Genomic DNA, 17,592 nt, shown 5'->3' with positions numbered 1-17,592 from the left:
CGGCCGGGGGAAGTGCGGTAGTGGTCGTCGCGCCCGTTGACCGAGATCAGTCGTGGGAGTGGAGGGGCTTGCCCGCGAGGGCCAGGTGGGCCTCGCCGAGCGCCTCGTTCTGCGTCGGGTGCGCGTGGATGAGCTGCGCGACCTCGGCCGGCAGAGCCTCCCAGTTGTAGATCAGCTGAGCCTCGCCGACCTGCTCGCCCATACGGTCACCGACCATGTGGACGCCGACGACGGCACCGTCCTTGACCTGGACGAGCTTGATCTCGCCGGCGGTCTTCAGGATCTTGCTCTTGCCGTTGCCCGCCAGGTTGTACTTCAGAGCGACGACCTTGTCCGCGCCGTAGACCTCCTTGGCCTTGGCCTCGGACAGGCCCACGGAGGCGACCTCGGGGTGGCAGTACGTCACCTTCGGCACACCGTCGTAGTCGATCGGGACGGTCTTCAGACCGGCCAGACGCTCCGCCACCAGGATGCCCTCGGCGAAGCCGACGTGCGCGAGCTGGAGGGTCGGGACGAGGTCGCCGACGGCCGAGATGGTCGGCACGTTCGTGCGCATGTACTCGTCGACCAGGACGTAGCCGCGGTCCATCGCGACGCCCTGCTCCTCGTAGCCCAGGCCCTGGGAGACCGGGCCGCGGCCGACGGCGACCAGCAGCACCTCGGCCTCGAAGGTCTTGCCGTCGGCGAGGGTGACCCGCACACCGTCCTCGGTGTACTCGGCCTTCTCGAAGAAGGTGCCGAGGTTGAACTTGATGCCGCGCTTGCGGAAGGCACGCTCGAGGAGCTTCGAGCTGTTCTCGTCCTCGACCGGGACGAGGTGCTTCAGGGCCTCGATGATCGTGATGTCGGTGCCGAAGGACTTCCAGGCCGAGGCGAACTCGACACCGATGACGCCGCCGCCCAGGACGATCGCGGACTTCGGCACGCGGTCCAGGACCAGCGCGTGGTCGGAGGAGATGATCCGGTTGCCGTCGATCGTCAGACCGGGCAGCGACTTCGGCACGGAACCGGTGGCGAGGAGGACGTGGCGGCCCTCGACCCGGCGGCCGTTGACGTCGACGGACGTGGGGGACGACAGCCGGCCCTCGCCCTCGATGTACGTGACCTTGCGGGAGGCGATCAGACCCTGCAGGCCCTTGTACAGCCCGGAGATCACCTCGTCCTTGTACTTGTGCACGGCCGGGACGTCGATGCCCTCGAAGGTGGCCTTGACGCCGAACTGCTCGCTCTCGCGGGCCTGGTCGGCGATCTCGCCGGCGTGCAGCAGGGCCTTGGTGGGAATGCATCCGCGGTGCAGGCAGGTGCCGCCGACCTTGTCCTTCTCGATCAGGGCGACGTCCAGGCCCAGCTGAGCTCCGCGCAGGGCCGCGGCGTAACCACCGCTGCCACCGCCGAGGATCACTAGGTCGAAAACGGTGCTGGCGTCGTTCGCCACGTCACGTCCTCCATGCATGTGCGCCGGGCGCCGGTGTCTCCCAGGGCGGGGGACTACCGGGCGGCGGCTGGTGTTCGGCCGCTTGTCTTCGGCCCTGTGGTGGGGGCCCTGTCCTGCCGAGAACCCATCTTCGCACTTGTCGACGGAAGGCGGGACGCGGGGCCGGGATACGGGACGGCGGTTCGGCTGTCCCCGGCTGTTGCCCGTACGCAGGAACCTGCGGATTTCGTCGAGGGCGAACTGAAGGCCGGCGCCCGATATTCCCGCGGAGCCCGGGCACCTGCCCGGGGCACCGGGCTCCGGGAGCGTCCCCGGAACCCGGTGCCGGGCCGTGTCCGATCGAGCGCGCCGTCCGCCCGCAGGGCGGGCCGGGCGGGATTCGTCGGACACGGCCGGGGGCGTCAGCCCAGGTCGCCGTCGGCCGTGCGCTCGGCCAGCCTGACCAGGGTGCGGACCGCGGAGCCGGTGCCGCCCTTGGGGGTGTAGCCGAACGGCGCACCCTCGTGGAAGGCCGGGCCGGCGATGTCCAGGTGGGCCCAGGTGATGCCCTCGCCGACGAACTCCTTCAGGAACAGGCCGGCGACGAGGCCGCCGCCCATCCGCTCGCCCATGTTCGCGATGTCGGCGGTCGGGGAGTCCATGCCCTTGCGCAGGTCCGCGGGGAGCGGCATCGGCCAGGAGTCCTCGCCGGCCTCCTCGGCGATCTCGTGGACCGAGGTGCGGAAGGCCTCGTCGTTGGACATGATCCCGAAGCGCCGGTGGCCCAGCGCCAGGACCATCGCTCCGGTCAGCGTCGCCACGTCCACGATCGCGTCCGGGTTCTCCTCCGACGCCTTGGTGAGGGCGTCCGCCAGCACCAGCCGGCCCTCGGCGTCGGTGTTGAGCACCTCGACGGTCTTGCCGCTGTACATGCGCAGGACGTCGCCGGGGCGGGTGGCGGTGCCGGAGGGCATGTTCTCGGCCAGTGCCAGCCAGCCGGTGAGGTTCACCCGCAGACCGAGCCGGGCCGCCGCGACGACGGCGGCGAACACGGCGGCGGCGCCGCTCATGTCGCACTTCATCGTCTCGTTGTGGCCGGCCGGCTTGAGCGAGATGCCGCCGGAGTCGTAGGTGATGCCCTTGCCGACGAAGGCGAGGGACTTCTCCGCCTCCGGGTGCGTGTAGGCCAGCTTCACCAGGCGCGGGCCGTGGGCCGCGCCCTGGCCGACACCGAGGATGCCGCCGAAGCCGCCCTTGACGAGCGCCTTCTCGTCCCAGACCTGCACCTTGAGGCCGTGCTCCTTGCCGGCGGCGGAGGCGACGGCGGCGAACGACTCGGGGTAGAGGTCGTTCGGCGGCGTGTTGATCAGGTCGCGGGCGCGGTTCATCTCCTCGGCCACGGCGACGGCCCGCTCGGCGGCCGCCTTGAAGGCCTTGTCGCGCGGCTTGGCGCCCAGCAGGGCCACCTCGGCCAGCGGCTTCTTGCCGTTCTTCTCGTCCTGGTAGGCGGTGAAGGCGTACGCGCCGAGCAGCGCGCCCTCCGCGATCGCCTGGGCGTCCTCGGCGGCCTCGACAGGCAGCGCGAACGCGGCCTTCTTGGAGCCGGCCAGCGCGCGGGCCGCGGAACCGGCGGCGCGGCGCAGCGTCTCGGCCGGGTACGCGTCGTCCTTCTCCGGGGCGGCGCCGAGCCCGACCGCGATCACGACCGGGGCCTTCAGTCCCGACGGCGCCGGCAGCTTGGTCACCTCGCCCTCGGCACCGGAGGCGCCGAGGGTCTCGAGGACGGTGGCGAGCTTCCCGTCGAACGCCGTGTCCACGGCCTCGGCGCCGGCCGCGACGACCGGGCCCTTGGCGCCCTTGGCGACGCCGACGACGACCGCGTCGGCGCGCAGCGTCGCAGCGCCGGCAGTGCTGAGAGTGAGAGCAGTCACGGTGGTGAAATCTCGCTTCCGTTGAGTTCCTGGGCCGAAGAGGTGGGTCGGCCGCCCGGCGCATCGTAAGTCGGGCGGTCGGAGCGCCGTCACGAGCCTACGCGCGCCCGCGATGTTCGCTCGTGCCGACGGGGATTCACCCATCCGTGGTGTCTCCGCCGGGTTCCCCGTCCGAACGGCGAGTCCTACGTCACACTCGGCCCGAATGCGCAAGGGAGCAAGTGGCTGCTTTGCATGATTTCCACATGTCCTCCCCGGGGTCTGCGCGAGGGGGGATCAACAAGGGGTGGGGGAAACACCATGGCACCCGTATTCGCCACGGGGTTCGGCACACGTGCACTGACGAGCGGATCGGACGGGGGTTCCGCGCGCGGCGCACATCAGGGGGGAGCGGCCCGGCGGGGGTCCGGCCGAGGGGGCAGGCTCGGCGCGGCGGCGGTCGCGCTCACCACGTCGGCGCTGTTCGCCACGGCTCTGCCCGCGTCCACGGCGGCGGCGGCCGACCCGGTGCCACGGATCGATCTGAAGGTCCTCGTCGTGGACGACGGAGGCTCGGCGGTCGCCGCCGTCACCTCCGAGCTGCGCAGCACCGGCGTCCCGTACAGCGTGCTCGATCTCGGGGACCCGGGCCGCCCGAAGATCGACGCCGCGTTCCTGAGCGACAGCGTGAGCGGCCGTCCGCGCGCCAAGTACCAGGGCGTGGTGCTGCCGAACGAGGCGCCGTTCGGGGCGGACTCCGCGGGGGCGGCGGAGCAGGCCGCGCTCGTCGCGTACGAGAAGCGGTTCGGCGTGCGCCAGGTCGACGCCTACACCTGGGCCCACCCGGGGGTGGGGCTCGACTACACCAGCGAGGGCGGCTGGTCCGGCACGCTCGACGGCGCGGCCGCGGCGGTCACGGCGGCGGGCCGCTCCGGTCCGTTCGGCTACCTCGACGGAGCCCTGACCTTCGAGGACAACGCGCCGGAGATCAGCGAGAGCTACGGCTACCTGGCCCGGCCGCGCGAGGGCTTCACCAGCTACGTCGACGCGCCCGTGCCGGGCGGCGAGGGCCGCGCCAGCCTCCTCGGGGAATACGCGTACGACGGGCGCCGCGAACTCGTCGTCACCTTCGCGTACAACCAGCACCAGCGGCAGTTCCGGCTGCTGGCGCGCGGCATCGTCGAATGGCTCACCCAGGGCGTCCACCTCGGGCAGAGCCGCAACTACTTCTCGGTCCACGTCGACGACGTCTTCGCGCCCGACGCCCGCTGGGACACCGAGCGCAACTGCACGCCCGGCGACATCGACTGCGCCGGAGGAGCGGGGGAGCAGGCCCCGGACATCCGGATGACCGCCGCCGACGCGCAGTACGCCGCCCAGTGGCAGCGCACGAGCGGCTTCACCCTCGACATGGTCTACAACGCCGGCGCGGGCGAGGAGTGGAAGGCCGAGAACGGCGGCACGGACGCGCTCACCGCGCAGCTGCTAGCCGACCGGGCGCAGTACCGCTGGGTCAACCACACGTACACCCACCCGTTCCTCGGCTGCGTCCAGGACGTGTCCGTCGTCCCCTGGCAGTGCTCGAAGGACGCGGCGGGCAACACGCGCTGGATGAGCCGCGCCGAGATCTCCGCCCAGATCCGCGACAACCACAACTGGGCCGTGAGCAAGGGCATCTCGGTCGACCGCGCGGAGCTCGTCACCGGAGAGCACTCGGGCCTGAGGACGCTTCCGCAGCAGCCGGTGGACAACCCGAACCTGGCGCCCGCGCTCGCCGACAACGGCGTCAAGTGGATCGCGAGCGACAACTCCCGCGAGCCGCAGCAGCGTCCCGTCGGCAGCGCCGTCACGGTGCCCCGCCACCCGATGAACGTGTACTACAACGTGGGCACGGCGGCCGAGATGGCCGACGAGTACAACTGGATCTACACCTCCAGGGCCGACGGCGGAAGCGGCATCTGCGAGACCAACCCGGCCTCCACCTGCCTGGACGAGCCCCTCGACGTCGCCACCGGCTACGGGACGTACATCGTCCCGCAGGAGGCCGGGATCGCGCTCGGCCACGTCGTCGCCAACGACCCGCGCCCGCACTACGTCCACCAGTCCAACCTCGCCGAGGGGCGCATCCTCTACCCGGTCCTCGACCGGATCCTCGCCGACTACCGGGCGCTGTTCGCCGACAACACGCCCCTCGTCAACCCGCGCCACCGCGACGCCGGCACGGAGCTGAGCCGCCGCGCCGCCTGGCAGTCGGCCCTGGACGCGGGCCGGGTCACGGCGTACCGCATCGGCACCACCGTCACCGTCCAGGCGCCCGGCGGGGTCGTCGTCCCCGTCACCGCGCCCGAGGGCACCCGCAAGCAACTCCTCCTCGGTACGGCCGTCTTCGGCACCGCGTACGCGGGTCAGCGCTCGGCGTGGACCCAGCCGGAGCTGCTGCAGTCGGCCGTCACGCTGCGACTGCCCTCCTGACCCGCCGCGGCGGTACCGCGCGCACCCCGGCCCCACGGCCGGGGTGCGCCGCGCCCGGTTGTGCCCGCGCAGCTCCCGATGCCCCGCGCGACTTCCGCGTGCCCGGGCACCACGCACCCTCAGCACCCTTATGTCCAGGGGGACTCAGCACGATGAGCCAGGGACGCCATGTCACCATGCTCACCGAAGGCACCTATCCACATGTCCACGGCGGCGTCAGCACCTGGTGCGACCAGCTGATCCGGGGCATGCCCGAGGTCGGCTTCACCGTCACCTCCCTCACCGGCAGCGGCCGTGAGCCCGTCACCTGGGAGCTGCCTCCCAACGTCCGCACCCACACCGCCGTGCCGCTGTGGGGGCCGCGGCCGGGGCGCGCCCACGCCCCGCGCCGCGGCGCCGACCGCCGGCGCTTCCTCCACTCCTTCGAGCGCTTCCTGCTGTCCCTGCTCGACCCGGACGCACACGGCGACTTCGGCGCCGCGCTCGACGCGCTCACCGACGAGGCGCGGGCGGGCCGGCTCTCCGCCGCGCTCCGCACCGAGACCGCCGTCCGCACCCTGATGCGCCTGTGGACCCGGCCGTCACTGCCCACCGCCGCCGCCGGGCCCACCGTCCACGACGCGCTGACCGCCGTCGACCTGCTCGAACACGCCCTGCGTCCGCTGGCCGTACGCATCCCCGAGGACAGCGTCGCCCACGCCGTCAGCAGCGGGCTCGCCACCCTGCCCGCGCTCGCCGCGCAGCGCCTGGACGGCGTGCCGTTCCTCCTCACCGAGCACGGCATCTACTTGCGCGAGCGCTACCTCGGCTACCGCACCGAGGCACAGCGCTGGCCGGTCAAGGCGCTGATGCTCGGCTTCTACCGGGAGCTGAACACCCTCGGCTACGAGCGCGCCGATCTGATCACGCCGTGCAACCGCTACAACCGCCGCTGGGAGGAGCGCGGCGGCGCCCTCCCCGGCAAGATCCGCACGGTCTACAACGGCGTCGACCCCCACGCCTTCCCGCACGCCGGGGCCGAACCGTCCGTGCCCACCCTGAGCTGGGCAGGCCGGATCGACCCCATCAAGGACCTCGAGACGCTGATCCGGGCCTTCGCCCTGGCCCGCGCCGAACTCCCGGCCCTGCGGCTGCGGCTGTTCGGCGCCGCCCCGGCCGGATGCGAGTGGTACGCCACGGGGCTGGAGAAGCTCGCCGCCGAACTGGGCGTCGCCGACGGGGTGTTCTGGGAGGGCAGAGCCGGCGACGTGGCACGCGCCTACGCCGCCGGGCACGTGGTGGTGCTCTCCAGCATCAGCGAGGGCTTCCCGTTCTCGATCATCGAGGCGATGTCCTGCGGGCGCACGACGGTGTCCACCGACGTGGGCGGCGTTCGCGAGGCCGTCGGCGACACCGGGCTGGTGGTCCCGCCGCGGGAACCCGAGGCGCTGGCGGCCGCCGCACTGGAACTGCTCCGCGACGACGAGCGCCGCGCCGCACTGGGCCGCCGCGCCCGGCAGCGCGTCGTCGACCTCTTCACCCTGCGGCGTTCGGTGGACGCCTTCCGGCAGATCTATCTGGAACTGGCCGGAACACCGGGCGCGGTGTACGAGCCGCCGGCGGCCGAGACGGTCGCCGACTGGACCCTGGAGCTGAGGGACCCCTGGTACCAGGAGCACACGGCGTGGGGGCACCACTGGTCCGAACCCTCCGAGCCCGAGACAGGGGGCGTCCGGTGAGCGGCTCGCTGTGGCTGAAGGACCCGGGGGCGGCCGTACGCGACGCCCTGCCGCGCGTGCCGGAGAAGCCCCGCCCGACCGGCCCGGCCGGGGCCGACCCGGTCGGCGAACTGGCAGACCGGCTGGACGACTTCGTGGCGGCCGCCGTCCATCCCGACGAGGTGGCGGCGCTGCTGGAGTCCGACGGGCTGACCGACGAGCGGATACGCCGGCGTTACGGGCACGAGGACTCCTTCGCCCTGGCCGAGGAGCTCTACGCGCGCGTCGAGCGGCGCTTCCCGCCGTCCGGGGACCCGCCTCCCGGCCCCGCGGGCCCGACGCTCCTCGTGTGCCTGCTGCGGGGCCTGCTGTTCACCCTCCCGGGGCTGGGCCACCTCCTGGCCGCGCCGGTCCTCGCGGGCGGCGGCCGCACCGCCTACGCCCCGCTGCTGGCGGCGGCGCTGGCCGGCTGGACGTGGAACCAGGCCCTCGCCCACCGCGCTTACACCTGGCTGGGCCTCGGCGACCGCCCTGCGGCGGCCGGGGCGCTGCTGCGGGGCGCGCCGGTGGGGGTGGTGCTCGGCACGGCAGCCGCCGCGGCCGTCGCCCCGCTCCACGTCCCGGCGGTGCTGTTCGCTGCGGGCCAGTCGCTCTATCTCGCCGCGGCGACGGTGCTGCTGGTGCTGTCCCGCGAGCGCGTCCTGCTGCCGGTCCTGCTGCCACTGGTGGGCGGGGCGCTGTTCGCCGCGCTGCAGCCGATGCCCGCCCGGGCGCACATCGTGCTGCCCCTGGTCTCGGTCACGGCGGCCACGGGGGCGGCGGCGGGGGCGGTCGCCGGGGTGCTCCGGCGGGCGGACCCGGGCGGCCGGCGCGGGAACCGGCGCCGGGGTGTGGGGCCGAGGGGGCTCGGCGGCTCGGTGCCGTACGGTCTCTTCGGGCTCGGCTCGGGGGCGCTGGTGCTCCATGCCGCCCTGGACGCACCGGCGTTCGCGGTGGCCCTCACTCTCGGCATGGGGCCGGCGGAGTGGCTGCTGTACCGCTTCCGGGCGGACAGCCTCGCCGGACTGCGGGCCTGCACCTCGCCGGGTGCCTTCCGGATCTCGGTCGCGGCGGCGCTGGCGCGTTCCCTGGCCGGGTACGCGGGCGCCCTGCTGACGCTCATGGCGGCGGCGATGCTGCTGTGGCCCGGCGCCGGCGACGGGCCGGACGCGGCCACGGCGGCCGGGGTGCTGCTGCTCGGGGCCGTGCTGTGGACCGGGCTGCTGCTCCAGGCGTTCGGGGCGGTGCTGAGCCCTGCCGCGGTGTGCTGTGCGGCCGCGCTCGCCCCGCTGCTCCTGCCAGGTTCGGAGCGGCTGCTCGTGCCGGCGGGCGCGTCAGGAGTGCTCGTCCTGCTGGTCTGTGCTCAGCTGGGCCGGATCACCGCACATCGCTGAGGGAGCCCAGGACATGAGCCTTTCGGCCCGGTCGAGAAGTCTTCTGCTGCCGCTGGTGGCCCTCCTGCTGCTGGCCGGCTGCACCTCCGTACCGGACGACCCCGCGCCGCCGCGCACCACCCGCTGGCGGCCGGGCCCCGGGACGCCGTGGCAGTGGCAGCTCAGCGGCCGGCTGGACCCGGCCGTGGACGTCCCGGTGTACGACATCGACGGCTTCGAGCATCCGAGGTCCACGGTCGCCGACCTCCAGCGGCGCGGCCGCAAGGTGATCTGCTACCTGTCCACCGGCGCCTGGGAGGAGTTCCGCCCCGACGCCGGGGAGTTCCCCGAGGAGTTGCTCGGCAAGGGCAACGGCTGGGAGGGGGAACGCTGGCTCGACATCCGCCGCACGGACGTCCTCGAGCCGCTGATGGCCAGACGCTTCGACATGTGCCGGGACAAGGGGTTCGACGCGATCGAACCCGACAACATGGACGGTTACGCCAACGACACGGGCTTCCCCCTCACCGCGGGCGACCAGCTCCGCTACAACCGGCTGATCGCCCGGATGGCCCATGAACGAGGGCTGTCCGTCGGGCTGAAGAACGACCTGGACCAGATCCCGGCCCTCGTCGGCGACTTCGACTTCGCCGTCAACGAACAGTGCGCCCAGTACGGGGAGTGCGACGCGCTGAGGCCGTTCGTCGAGGCGGGCAAGGCCGTCTTCCACGTCGAGTACGAGGTCCCGGCCGGCCGCTTCTGCCCCCAGGCGCGGCGGCTCGGGCTGAGTTCGATGCTGAAGCGCTACGAGCTGGACGCCTGGCGCCGGCCGTGCTGACACCGGCCCGCGGGCGCCGGCACCCACCGGGTGCGGACGGACCGCTTGCCGGGGCGGGCACCGGCGGCGGCCGGTGAGCCGTGCGTCCGGTCGGACCTGGCCGCGGTCCCCCGGGGAGCGCGGCGACCGGCTACCAGGACCCGACGGCGAGTGCGGCCAGCGCCGCCGTCGCCGCCGCCTCGGCGAGCCCCCCGAACACATCGCCCGTCACCCCGCCGAAGCGCCGTACGCAGTGCCGCAGAAGGAGTTCGGCGGCGGCCGCCCCGGCGAGTACGCACAGGGCGAGCCGCAGCGCCCCGTACCCGCCGAACAGCTGCCCCCAGGCGGCGCAGCCTGCCGTGACCAGCAGAGCGACCCCCAGCGCCTGCCGTACGGGGACGGTGGCGGCGACCATCGCGCCCAGCCCTTCCGGCCGGGCGGCCGGGACGCCGGTGCGGGAGGCGAGCGTGAGCGCGAGCCGTGCGGCGACGCCGGCGGTCGCCGCCGCCGTCGCCCCGTACGCCCAGCCGCGGCCGTAGAGCTCGTAGAGCGCCGCGACCTGGGCCAGCAGCACGAACAGCAGGGTGACGACCCCGAACGGCCCGATGTCCGACTGCTTCATGATCCGCAGTGCGTCCTCGGCGGGTTTGCCGCTCCCCAGGCCGTCGGCGGTGTCGGCGAGTCCGTCCAGGTGCAGACCGCGGGTGAGGACGGCGGGCACGGCGGCGGAGGCGACCGCGGCGAGCAGCGGACCCGTGCCGAGCAGCAGGAGCAGCCCGCCGGCGGCCGCCGCGCAGAGGCCGACGACGAGTCCGGCGAGCGGGGCCCAGCGCATTCCCGCGCGTGCGGCGTCGCGGTCCCAGCGGGTCACGCGCACGGGCAGCACGGTGAGGGTGCCGAAGGCGAACCGTATGCCCACGGGGCCGTCTGTGTTGAGGGAGCTCACCGCGCGCAGGGTAGCCGGTGCGCCGCGACGATAGATTGCGCATGACGGACAAAACGGGAGCGGGTGGCATGGGTCACTGGTTTTACCGCAACATCGTGGAGCCCGGGAAGCTCCCGCTGCTCCTCGCGCTGGCCTCCTTCGTCCTGACCTTCCTGATCACCCGCACGGTCACCCGGATGATCCGGGCGGGCAAGGGGCCCTTCGGGAACGTCAAGGCGGGCGGACTCCACATCCACCACGTGGTGCCCGGCGTCGTGCTCACCGTGGTCGGCGGCTTCGGCTCGGTCGCCAGCAGCCAGCACACCGGTGCCGGAACCGTGGTGTTCGCCGTGGTCTTCGGCGTCGGCGCCGGGCTCGTCCTGGACGAGTTCGCGCTGATCCTCCACCTGGACGACGTCTACTGGACCGAGGACGGCCGCAAGAGCGTCGAGGTCGTCGTCCTCACCGCGTCCGTGCTGCTGCTCACCCTCGGCGGCTTCGCACCCCTCGGCGTCAACGACCTCACCGCCGACGAACGCGACGACCGGCGCGCCTTCCTGCTCACCCTCGCCGTCAACTTCATGTTCGTCCTGATCTCCCTCTTCAAGGGCAAGCTGCGCATGGCGATCATCGGCACGCTGGTGCCGTTCGTCGCGATCATCGGCGCGCTGCGCCTGGCCAGGCCGACCTCGCCCTGGGCCAAACGCCTCTACCGGCGCCGGCCGCGCTCCCGGGCGAGGGCGATGCTGCGTGCCTTCCGCCAGGACAGGCGCTGGAGCGGGCCGCGCCGCAAGCTTCAGGACCTGATCGGCGGTGCCCCGGACCGGCTGCCGGTGACCGGCCCCTCCGGATCGGGCCCGGACCGGGGACCACGCTGAAAGCAGGCCGCGACGGCCATCGCCACGAGCACCGCGGCGATCGCCGCGAGGTGCTCCCGGCCGGCGAGATTGGGCTTCACCAGTACCTCCACCACCATGGCGACGACCACCAGACCCGCCGTCAGCCGGGCCGCGCAGCGGACGCACACGTACACGGCGAGGCCCACCACCGCGGCAGACGGGCCGGTGTCCACGACGTGGGCGTCCGAGGCGGGCAGCCCGAGCGGATGATCCGGCCCGAGCGCGACCCCGGCCCGTGCGTACATCGTCCCGGCGAGCGTCGCCGCGTACGCGATCACCAGCGTGTGCGGCCGCCCCAGGCAGATCTCGGCGATGCCGAACACCAGCAGGATCTGCGCCAGCGCGCCCCACACGGGCAGGTCGAGCGCCGGGACGAAGAGGGAGAGCGGGGTTCGCAGCAGTGCGACCCAGAGCGGGTCCTCGGCCCGTACCGAGCCGATGCTCTGCACCGGCGCGTAACCCCAGGACTGGTTCTGCACGAGCTGGCAGAGGGCGGTGAGGCAGACCGCGGTGAGCGTCAGGGGGATCGCGCGCCACGTCCTCGTCGTGAGTGCCGTCCGCACGGTCCCGTGCAGCGGCCCCCACTCACGGCGCGCGAACGCGCGCGCCCGGTTCACCGGCCGTCCGCCGAGGACGCGCGGCGGGGCGGCGGGGGCGCCTGGTGGAGCCGTGCGGGCGGGCGGTGGATCGTGCCGGTCCGCAGCGGATCGGCGCTCTCGTGGGCGAGCATGGAACGTGGCTCCCGGGCGGGTCGGTACTCGGCGTGGGCGCGGTACGACGACTCGATCCACCACGGGAGAGCGGGGGCGCCGGGCCGCGGACGCCACGGCCTGAGCGCCGTCCCGCCCGAGCGTCGCGCCATGTTCCAAGACCCGGCGGAATGCCCGGAAGTTGACTCGGGCCGGAGTGATCCGGATCTCTTGACGGGTGACGGGTGACGGGTGACGGGTGACGGGTGACGGGTGACGGGTGACGCCGGGTGGCGGTCGTCCGTCGTACCCGCTCGCCTCAGCGTGCCTCGCCGTCGCCGGCGGCCACGCTCTCGCTCCCCGCCTCGGCCGGGGCCGTGTCCTCGGCGTCCTGGGGGTCGTCGCCCGCCGGACGCTCGGGCAGCTCCGCCGCGAGCGCGGCGGCCGCCTGGACGAGGGGGAGGGCGAGGAGGGCTCCGGTGCCCTCCCCGACCGTGACGCCCTGCTCCAGCAGGGGCTCCAGGGCCATCCGGTCGAGCGCCTTCGTCTGGGCCGGCTCCCCGCTGACCTGCCCCGCCAGCCACCAGTCCGGCGCCCGGAACGCGGCACGCTGCGCGACGAGGGCGCAGGCGGCCGACACGACCCCGTCCAGGATCACCGGCATCCGCCGCACCGCGGCCTGCAGCAGGAACCCGGTCGTCGCGGCCAGATCGGCGCCGCCCACGGCCGTCAGCAGCGCCAGCTGGTCGCCGAGCACGGGCCGGGCCCGGCGCAGCGAGTCGCGGATCGCCGCGCACTTGCGCATCCACGCCAGATCGTCGATGCCGGCGCCGCCGCGGCCGGTGACGACGGAGGCGTCCGTACCGCACAGCGCGGCCACCAGCGCGGAGGCCGGGGTCGTACCGCCGACGCTGAGGTCGCCGAGCACGACCAGGTCGGTGCCGGCGTCGGCCTCCTCGTCGGCGATCGCCACACCGAGGCGTACGGCCCGCTCGGCCTCCTCCGGGGTGAGCGCGTCCTCGACGTCGATCCGCCCGCTCCCGCGCCGCACCCGGTGCCGGACGACGTCCTCCGGCAGCAGATCCGGGTCGCAGTCCAGACCGGCGTCCACGACCCGCACCGGCACGCCCATCCGCCGGGCCAGTACCGCGACCGGGCTCGCACCGTCCAGCACGGACCGCACGAGTTCGTGTGCCGTTCCCGGCGCGCGGCCGGACACACCCAGCTCCGCCACGCCGTGGTCACCGGCGAACAGCACCAGCCTGGGCCGTTCGACGGCCCGTACCGGCACGGCACCCTGCGCCGCCGACAGCCACTCGCCCAGCTCGTCCAGCCGCCCCAGCGCGCCGGGCGGCACGGCCAGCCGCTCCCGGCGTTCCTCGGCGTCGCGCCGCACACCGCTGTCGGGGCGCTCGATCAGGTCGGAGAAGTCGTCGAGATTCAGCGAGCTCATTCGCCGAACAGTACCGGCCCGTGCCCGCTGTTCCGCCGCCGGGCCGCGTCGGTATCCCGGCGGACGGGACGTGTCCCGGAGCGCTCCCGGCCGCGGTCCGGCCGGACCGTGCCGCGCGCCGCCGGACCGCGGCGCCCGGGGCCCGGGTCGGGCACTGGGGCGGGGCGGTACGGGAGCCGCGGCAGCGGCCCGGTCCGTCCGCTCCGACGGCGGCGGGCGCCCGGTGGGCCACGGCCCCGCGCGGTCCGCCGCCCGCCCGGGGGGTCACCGCAGCGGCAGGGCCTGCCCGGCGACCACCAGCAGTACATGCTCGCACTCGGCGGCGAACGCGGCGTTCAGACGGCCCAGTTCGTCACGGAAGCGGCGACCCGACGCGGTCGCGGGGACGACCCCCGAACCGACCTCGTTGGTGACGGCGACGACCGTGCGGCGTGTGGCGCGCAGGGCCTCGACGAGGGCGGCCGTGCGATGGCGCAGGGCCGTACGGCCGACCGTCTCCCAGCGCTCGTCGTCCCAGGCGCCCACCTGGTCCATCGCGTCCGTCAGCCACAGCGCCAGGCAGTCGATGAGCAGCGGCGGCCCGTTCTCGGCCAGCAGCGGGACCAGGTCGCAGGTCTCCACGGTCCGCCAACTCCCCGGCCGGCGTTCACGGTGGGCCGCGACCCGCTCCGTCCACTCCGTGTCGTCGCCGCGCGTCCCGCTCGTCGCCACGTACACGACGTCGGGGAACGTCTCCAGCCGCCGCTCCGCCTCCAGCGACTTCCCGGACCGCGCCCCGCCGGTGACGAGGGTCCGCCGGGGCACGTCCGGCACGTCCTGGTACTCGCCGACGTACAGCGTCGTACCGTCGGGTACGGTCCTGGCCCCCGCCGCCGCCAGCCGCCGGTCCAGCTCGGGGCCGGGCGGCACGTCGTGGTCGATGTGGACGGCGATGACGTCGGTCGTGGGCCCCACCGCGCCCCTCGCCCGCAGCTTCGCCAGCGCGTCCGGCCGCCCCAGCACATCGGCGACGACCATGTCGTACGGGAGGGGATCGCCGTCCGTGGCCCCGGCGGTCGCCCCGCCGGGCGGAAGGTAGAGCAGCCGCTCCCCGTCGGGCGAGGTGACCTCGTAGCCGGTGCCCGGCGAGTCCAGGGCCACCGCCCTCACCCGGTGCCCGCTGATCAGCGTCAGCTCCTGGCCGTCCGGCACCCGCCCGGCCGACGGCAGCCCCGCGGGCAGTTCCACCGCGGGCCCGTTGTGCGGATGCGACAGCAGTACCTGCCGTACGCCCACGAGTGAATGGCCCGCGCGCGCCGCCGCCAGCGCGGCACCCGGCGTCAGGTCGAGCAGCAGCGCGCTGTCCACGAGCAGGGCCGTCGCGGCGCGCGCCCGGTCACCGCGGGCGGCGGCGCAGACGGCGCAGGGGCAGTCGGGGCGGGGGAGCCCGGTGGGGGCTCCGGTGCCGAGCAGAGTCAGTTCCACGGTCACGATCTTCCCGCGTACCCGCGGCGGGTGCGCGCCCGGATACGCTGCGGGCAGCAAGGTGATCGGCAAGGACCATCGGCACAGCGATCACGTGGTGGGACCAGGAGGCGCACATGGCATGGACGTGGCGGTTCGAGAAGTCCGACGGGACGGAGGTCCAGCCGGCCGTCGAGCCGGAGGAGTTCAGCACGCAGGGGGACGCCGAGTCCTGGATCGGTGAGGTGTGGCGCGACCTCCTGGAGGGCGGCGCCGAGCAGGTCTTCCTCTACGAGGACGGCAGCCGCATCTACGGCCCCATGAGCCTGAACGCCGAGAGCTGACGCAGCCGCGGCCCGCCGTGCCGCCCACGCGGCGCGGCGGGCCGCGGCTTCCCGTCCTCCCGCCGAGGCCGCGGCCTCCCACCGCTGGCGTCCCGCAGGGCCGGCGTTCCGGGGGCCGGGCCACGGCCCCCACGGGCTCACGTCCGGCGGGGCCGCTGCCTCACCGCGCCGCGGACAGGAACTGGGTCGCCGCGAGTTCCCCGTACAGGGGGTCCTCCGCCACCAGTTCCGCGTGGGTGCCGACCGCACGGACCCGTCCCGCGTCCATCACCACGATCCGGTCGGCCAGCGTCACGGTCGACAGCCGGTGGGCGACCACCAGGACCGTCACGTCGCGGGCGACCTCGGCGACGACGTCCCGGAGTGCCAGTTCGTTGACCGCGTCGAGCTGCGACGTCGCCTCGTCGAGGAGCAGCAGCCGGGGCCGGCGCAGCAGAGCGCGGGCTATCGCGACCCGCTGGCGCTCACCCCCCGACAACTTCGAGCCGCGGTGCCCGACCACGGTCTCCAGCCCGTCGGGCAACCGGTCCACGAGCGCGTCCAGCCTCGCCCGGACGAGCACCTCCCGGATCTCGTCCTCCGTCGCGCCGGGTGCCGCGAACACCAGGTTCTCCCTCAGGGTCCCGGCCAGTACCGGAGCATCCTGCTCCACGTATCCGATGGCGGCGCGCAGTTCGGCCAGCGGCCAGTCCCGCACGTCCCTGCCGTCGACCAGCACCCGGCCGCCGGTCGCCTCGTAGAACCGCTCGACGAGACCGAAGACCGTCGTCTTGCCGGCGCCCGAGGGGCCGACGAAGGCGGTCATCCCCGCACCGGGCACCTCGAAGCCGACGCCGTGGTGGACGTACGGCAGGTCGTCCCGGTAGCGGAAGGTCACGTCCTCGAACCGCACGGACGCCGCGCCGCCGGGTGCATCGGCCACCTCGGTACCCGGCCGTTCCGCGCCGAGCGCCCGCTCCGCGCCGAGCGGCCGCCCCGGTCCCGCCGCCCCCGCCTGCCGCCGCGGGCCGGCCGGCGACAGCTCCTCGGTCTCCAGCCGTTCCGCCTCCGCGATCCGTGCGACCGCAGCCGAGCCGACCTGGTACTGGGACGCCGCCTCGACCAGCTCGGTCACCGGCTCGATCAGATAGAAGAGGTAGAGCAGGAACGCCATCAGCGTGGAGACGGAAATCGCCCCCGAGGCGACCCGTGCCCCGCCGATCCCCAGTACCGCCAGGAACGACACCTGCACGGCGAGCCCCACCGACGCCCCGGCCACCGACTGCCACTTCGCCGACCGCACGCCGTACCGCCACGCCCGCCGCGCCGCCGCGTCCACGACGGTGGTCTCGCGCTCCTCGGCGCCGGACGCCTTGACCGTGCGGAACGCCCCGAACACCCGCTCAAGCACGGTGGAGATCTCCCCGACCGCCTCCTGCGCACGCTGAGTGGCCCGCGCGATCCTCGGCATCGCCAGCGCGACGGCCCCGCCGATCAGGAGGATCACCCCCACGGTGACGCCGAGCAGCACGGCGTCCATGACGGCCATCATCACGAGCGCCGCGGCGGTGGCGAGGGAACCGGTGACGGCCGAGACGATCGACTGGGTGGTGACGGCGCGCAGGAGGGTGGTGTCCGAGGTGACCCGGGACATCAGATCGCCCGGCTGGGTCCGCTCCACCTCCGGTATCCGCAGCCTCAGCAGCCGGCCGACGAGCGTACGGCGGGCGGCGAGCACGACCGACTCGGCGGTGCGCTCCAGGACATAGGCGCCGAACGCGTGGACGACCGTGCCGAGGACCACCAGCGCGGTGAGCACCAGCAGGATCCCGTCGATCGACTCGCCCGCGCCGAGCCGGTCCACCAGGGCCTTCGCGGCCAGCGGCTGGAGCAGCCCGCTCGCGGACCCGAGCAGGGCGAGCACCGCCCCGAACGCGACGGTCCAGCGGTGCGGACGGAAATGGCGGTAAAGGGCCCGGAAGGTCTCGCGGGCCGGCAGACGGGGGGTGTCCGTCGTGGACAGGTCGGATGCAGTGGTCACAACGAGACGGACGCACCGGAGACCTCCCCGCCTGAGCGGGTCCCGGGTCCGGGCGGATGCGTGCGACCGCGGCGCCCGTTCCCACCGGCGGCTGCCC

At 74.1% G+C, this 17,592-nt stretch carries 13 protein-coding genes; 6 read left to right on the top strand and 7 right to left on the bottom strand.

Annotation, left to right across the window (positions count from 1 at the left end; genetic code table 11):
• Positions 1 to 46 precede the first annotated feature (46 nt).
• The gene (gene lpdA, locus BLT82_RS29025) at positions 47 to 1,435 is read right to left on the bottom strand and encodes a dihydrolipoyl dehydrogenase (RefSeq protein ID WP_093660149.1); all 1,389 of its coding nucleotides are present in this window, start codon (positions 1,433 to 1,435) and stop codon (positions 47 to 49) included.
• Between the two features lie 401 nt (positions 1,436 to 1,836).
• Positions 1,837 to 3,345 carry a leucyl aminopeptidase gene (locus tag BLT82_RS29020; RefSeq protein ID WP_093660147.1) on the bottom strand — a complete coding sequence of 503 codons (1,509 nt, stop codon included), beginning with the start codon at positions 3,343 to 3,345 and terminating at the stop codon, positions 1,837 to 1,839.
• Positions 3,346 to 3,645: 300 nt separating this feature from the next.
• On the opposite strand from BLT82_RS29020, the gene BLT82_RS29015 reads away from it, so the two are divergent.
• From BLT82_RS29015 to BLT82_RS29000, 4 genes are all read left to right on the top strand, one after another.
• Positions 3,646 to 5,796, top strand: coding sequence for a hypothetical protein (locus BLT82_RS29015; protein WP_093660145.1), 2,151 nt, complete (start codon positions 3,646 to 3,648; stop codon positions 5,794 to 5,796).
• 152 nt (positions 5,797 to 5,948) lie between these two features.
• Positions 5,949 to 7,514 (top strand): GT4 family glycosyltransferase PelF, encoded by a 1,566-nt coding sequence (pelF, locus tag BLT82_RS29010; protein WP_093660143.1) that lies wholly within the window; start codon positions 5,949 to 5,951, stop codon positions 7,512 to 7,514.
• Positions 7,511 to 8,926 (top strand): hypothetical protein, encoded by a 1,416-nt coding sequence (locus BLT82_RS29005; RefSeq protein ID WP_093660141.1) that lies wholly within the window; start codon positions 7,511 to 7,513, stop codon positions 8,924 to 8,926. The genes pelF and BLT82_RS29005 overlap by 4 nt, the downstream gene beginning before the upstream one ends.
• A gap of 13 nt (positions 8,927 to 8,939) precedes the next feature.
• A complete protein-coding gene (locus tag BLT82_RS29000; RefSeq protein ID WP_093660139.1) occupies positions 8,940 to 9,743 on the top strand; it encodes an endo alpha-1,4 polygalactosaminidase in 804 nt (267 codons plus the stop codon).
• A gap of 130 nt (positions 9,744 to 9,873) precedes the next feature.
• Here the strand turns inward: BLT82_RS29000 and BLT82_RS28995 are convergent, their stop codons facing one another.
• Positions 9,874 to 10,668, bottom strand: coding sequence for an adenosylcobinamide-GDP ribazoletransferase (locus BLT82_RS28995; protein ID WP_093660137.1), 795 nt, complete (start codon positions 10,666 to 10,668; stop codon positions 9,874 to 9,876).
• A gap of 68 nt (positions 10,669 to 10,736) precedes the next feature.
• Between BLT82_RS28995 and BLT82_RS28990 the strand changes: the two genes are divergently transcribed.
• Positions 10,737 to 11,525 (top strand): hypothetical protein, encoded by a 789-nt coding sequence (locus BLT82_RS28990; RefSeq protein ID WP_093660135.1) that lies wholly within the window; start codon positions 10,737 to 10,739, stop codon positions 11,523 to 11,525.
• On the opposite strand, the gene BLT82_RS37620 is transcribed toward BLT82_RS28990, so the two are convergent.
• From BLT82_RS37620 to BLT82_RS28975, 3 genes are all read right to left on the bottom strand, one after another.
• Positions 11,444 to 12,163, bottom strand: a complete 720-nt coding sequence (locus BLT82_RS37620; RefSeq protein WP_208868073.1) for a hypothetical protein — start codon at positions 12,161 to 12,163, stop codon at positions 11,444 to 11,446. The two genes, BLT82_RS28990 and BLT82_RS37620, sit on opposite strands and share 82 nt — an antisense overlap.
• A 391-nt stretch (positions 12,164 to 12,554) precedes the next feature.
• Positions 12,555 to 13,688 carry a nicotinate-nucleotide--dimethylbenzimidazole phosphoribosyltransferase gene (cobT, locus tag BLT82_RS28980; protein WP_093660133.1) on the bottom strand — a complete coding sequence of 378 codons (1,134 nt, stop codon included), beginning with the start codon at positions 13,686 to 13,688 and terminating at the stop codon, positions 12,555 to 12,557.
• Positions 13,689 to 13,952: 264 nt separating this feature from the next.
• Positions 13,953 to 15,152 carry a bifunctional adenosylcobinamide kinase/adenosylcobinamide-phosphate guanylyltransferase gene (locus BLT82_RS28975; RefSeq protein ID WP_167746118.1) on the bottom strand — a complete coding sequence of 400 codons (1,200 nt, stop codon included), beginning with the start codon at positions 15,150 to 15,152 and terminating at the stop codon, positions 13,953 to 13,955.
• 116 nt (positions 15,153 to 15,268) lie between these two features.
• Here BLT82_RS28975 and BLT82_RS28970 point away from each other — a divergent pair, with 116 nt between their 5' ends.
• Positions 15,269 to 15,475, top strand: coding sequence for a hypothetical protein (locus BLT82_RS28970; protein ID WP_093660132.1), 207 nt, complete (start codon positions 15,269 to 15,271; stop codon positions 15,473 to 15,475).
• Positions 15,476 to 15,635: 160 nt separating this feature from the next.
• On the opposite strand, the gene BLT82_RS28965 is transcribed toward BLT82_RS28970, so the two are convergent.
• Positions 15,636 to 17,495, bottom strand: a complete 1,860-nt coding sequence (locus BLT82_RS28965) for an ABC transporter ATP-binding protein (protein WP_093660130.1) — start codon at positions 17,493 to 17,495, stop codon at positions 15,636 to 15,638.
• Between the last annotated feature and the right edge of the window lie 97 nt (positions 17,496 to 17,592).

Origin of the sequence: Streptomyces wuyuanensis (assembly GCF_900103455.1) — a bacterium.
GTDB classification, from domain to species: domain Bacteria; phylum Actinomycetota; class Actinomycetes; order Streptomycetales; family Streptomycetaceae; genus Streptomyces; species Streptomyces wuyuanensis.
This window is presented reverse-complemented; position numbering and strand designations above follow the sequence as displayed.

Bases quoted from the DNA above. Each gene is read 5' to 3' on its own strand.
- BLT82_RS29015 (WP_093660145.1), top strand. From the start codon at position 3,646: ATGGCACCCGTATTCGCCACGGGGTTCGGCACACGTGCACTGACGAGC.
- pelF (WP_093660143.1), top strand. From the start codon at position 5,949: ATGAGCCAGGGACGCCATGTCACCATGCTCACCGAAGGCACCTATCCA.
- BLT82_RS29000 (WP_093660139.1), top strand. From the start codon at position 8,940: ATGAGCCTTTCGGCCCGGTCGAGAAGTCTTCTGCTGCCGCTGGTGGCC.
- BLT82_RS28990 (WP_093660135.1), top strand. From the start codon at position 10,737: ATGGGTCACTGGTTTTACCGCAACATCGTGGAGCCCGGGAAGCTCCCG.
- cobT (WP_093660133.1), bottom strand. From the start codon at position 13,688: ATGAGCTCGCTGAATCTCGACGACTTCTCCGACCTGATCGAGCGCCCC.
- BLT82_RS28970 (WP_093660132.1), top strand. From the start codon at position 15,269: ATGGCATGGACGTGGCGGTTCGAGAAGTCCGACGGGACGGAGGTCCAG.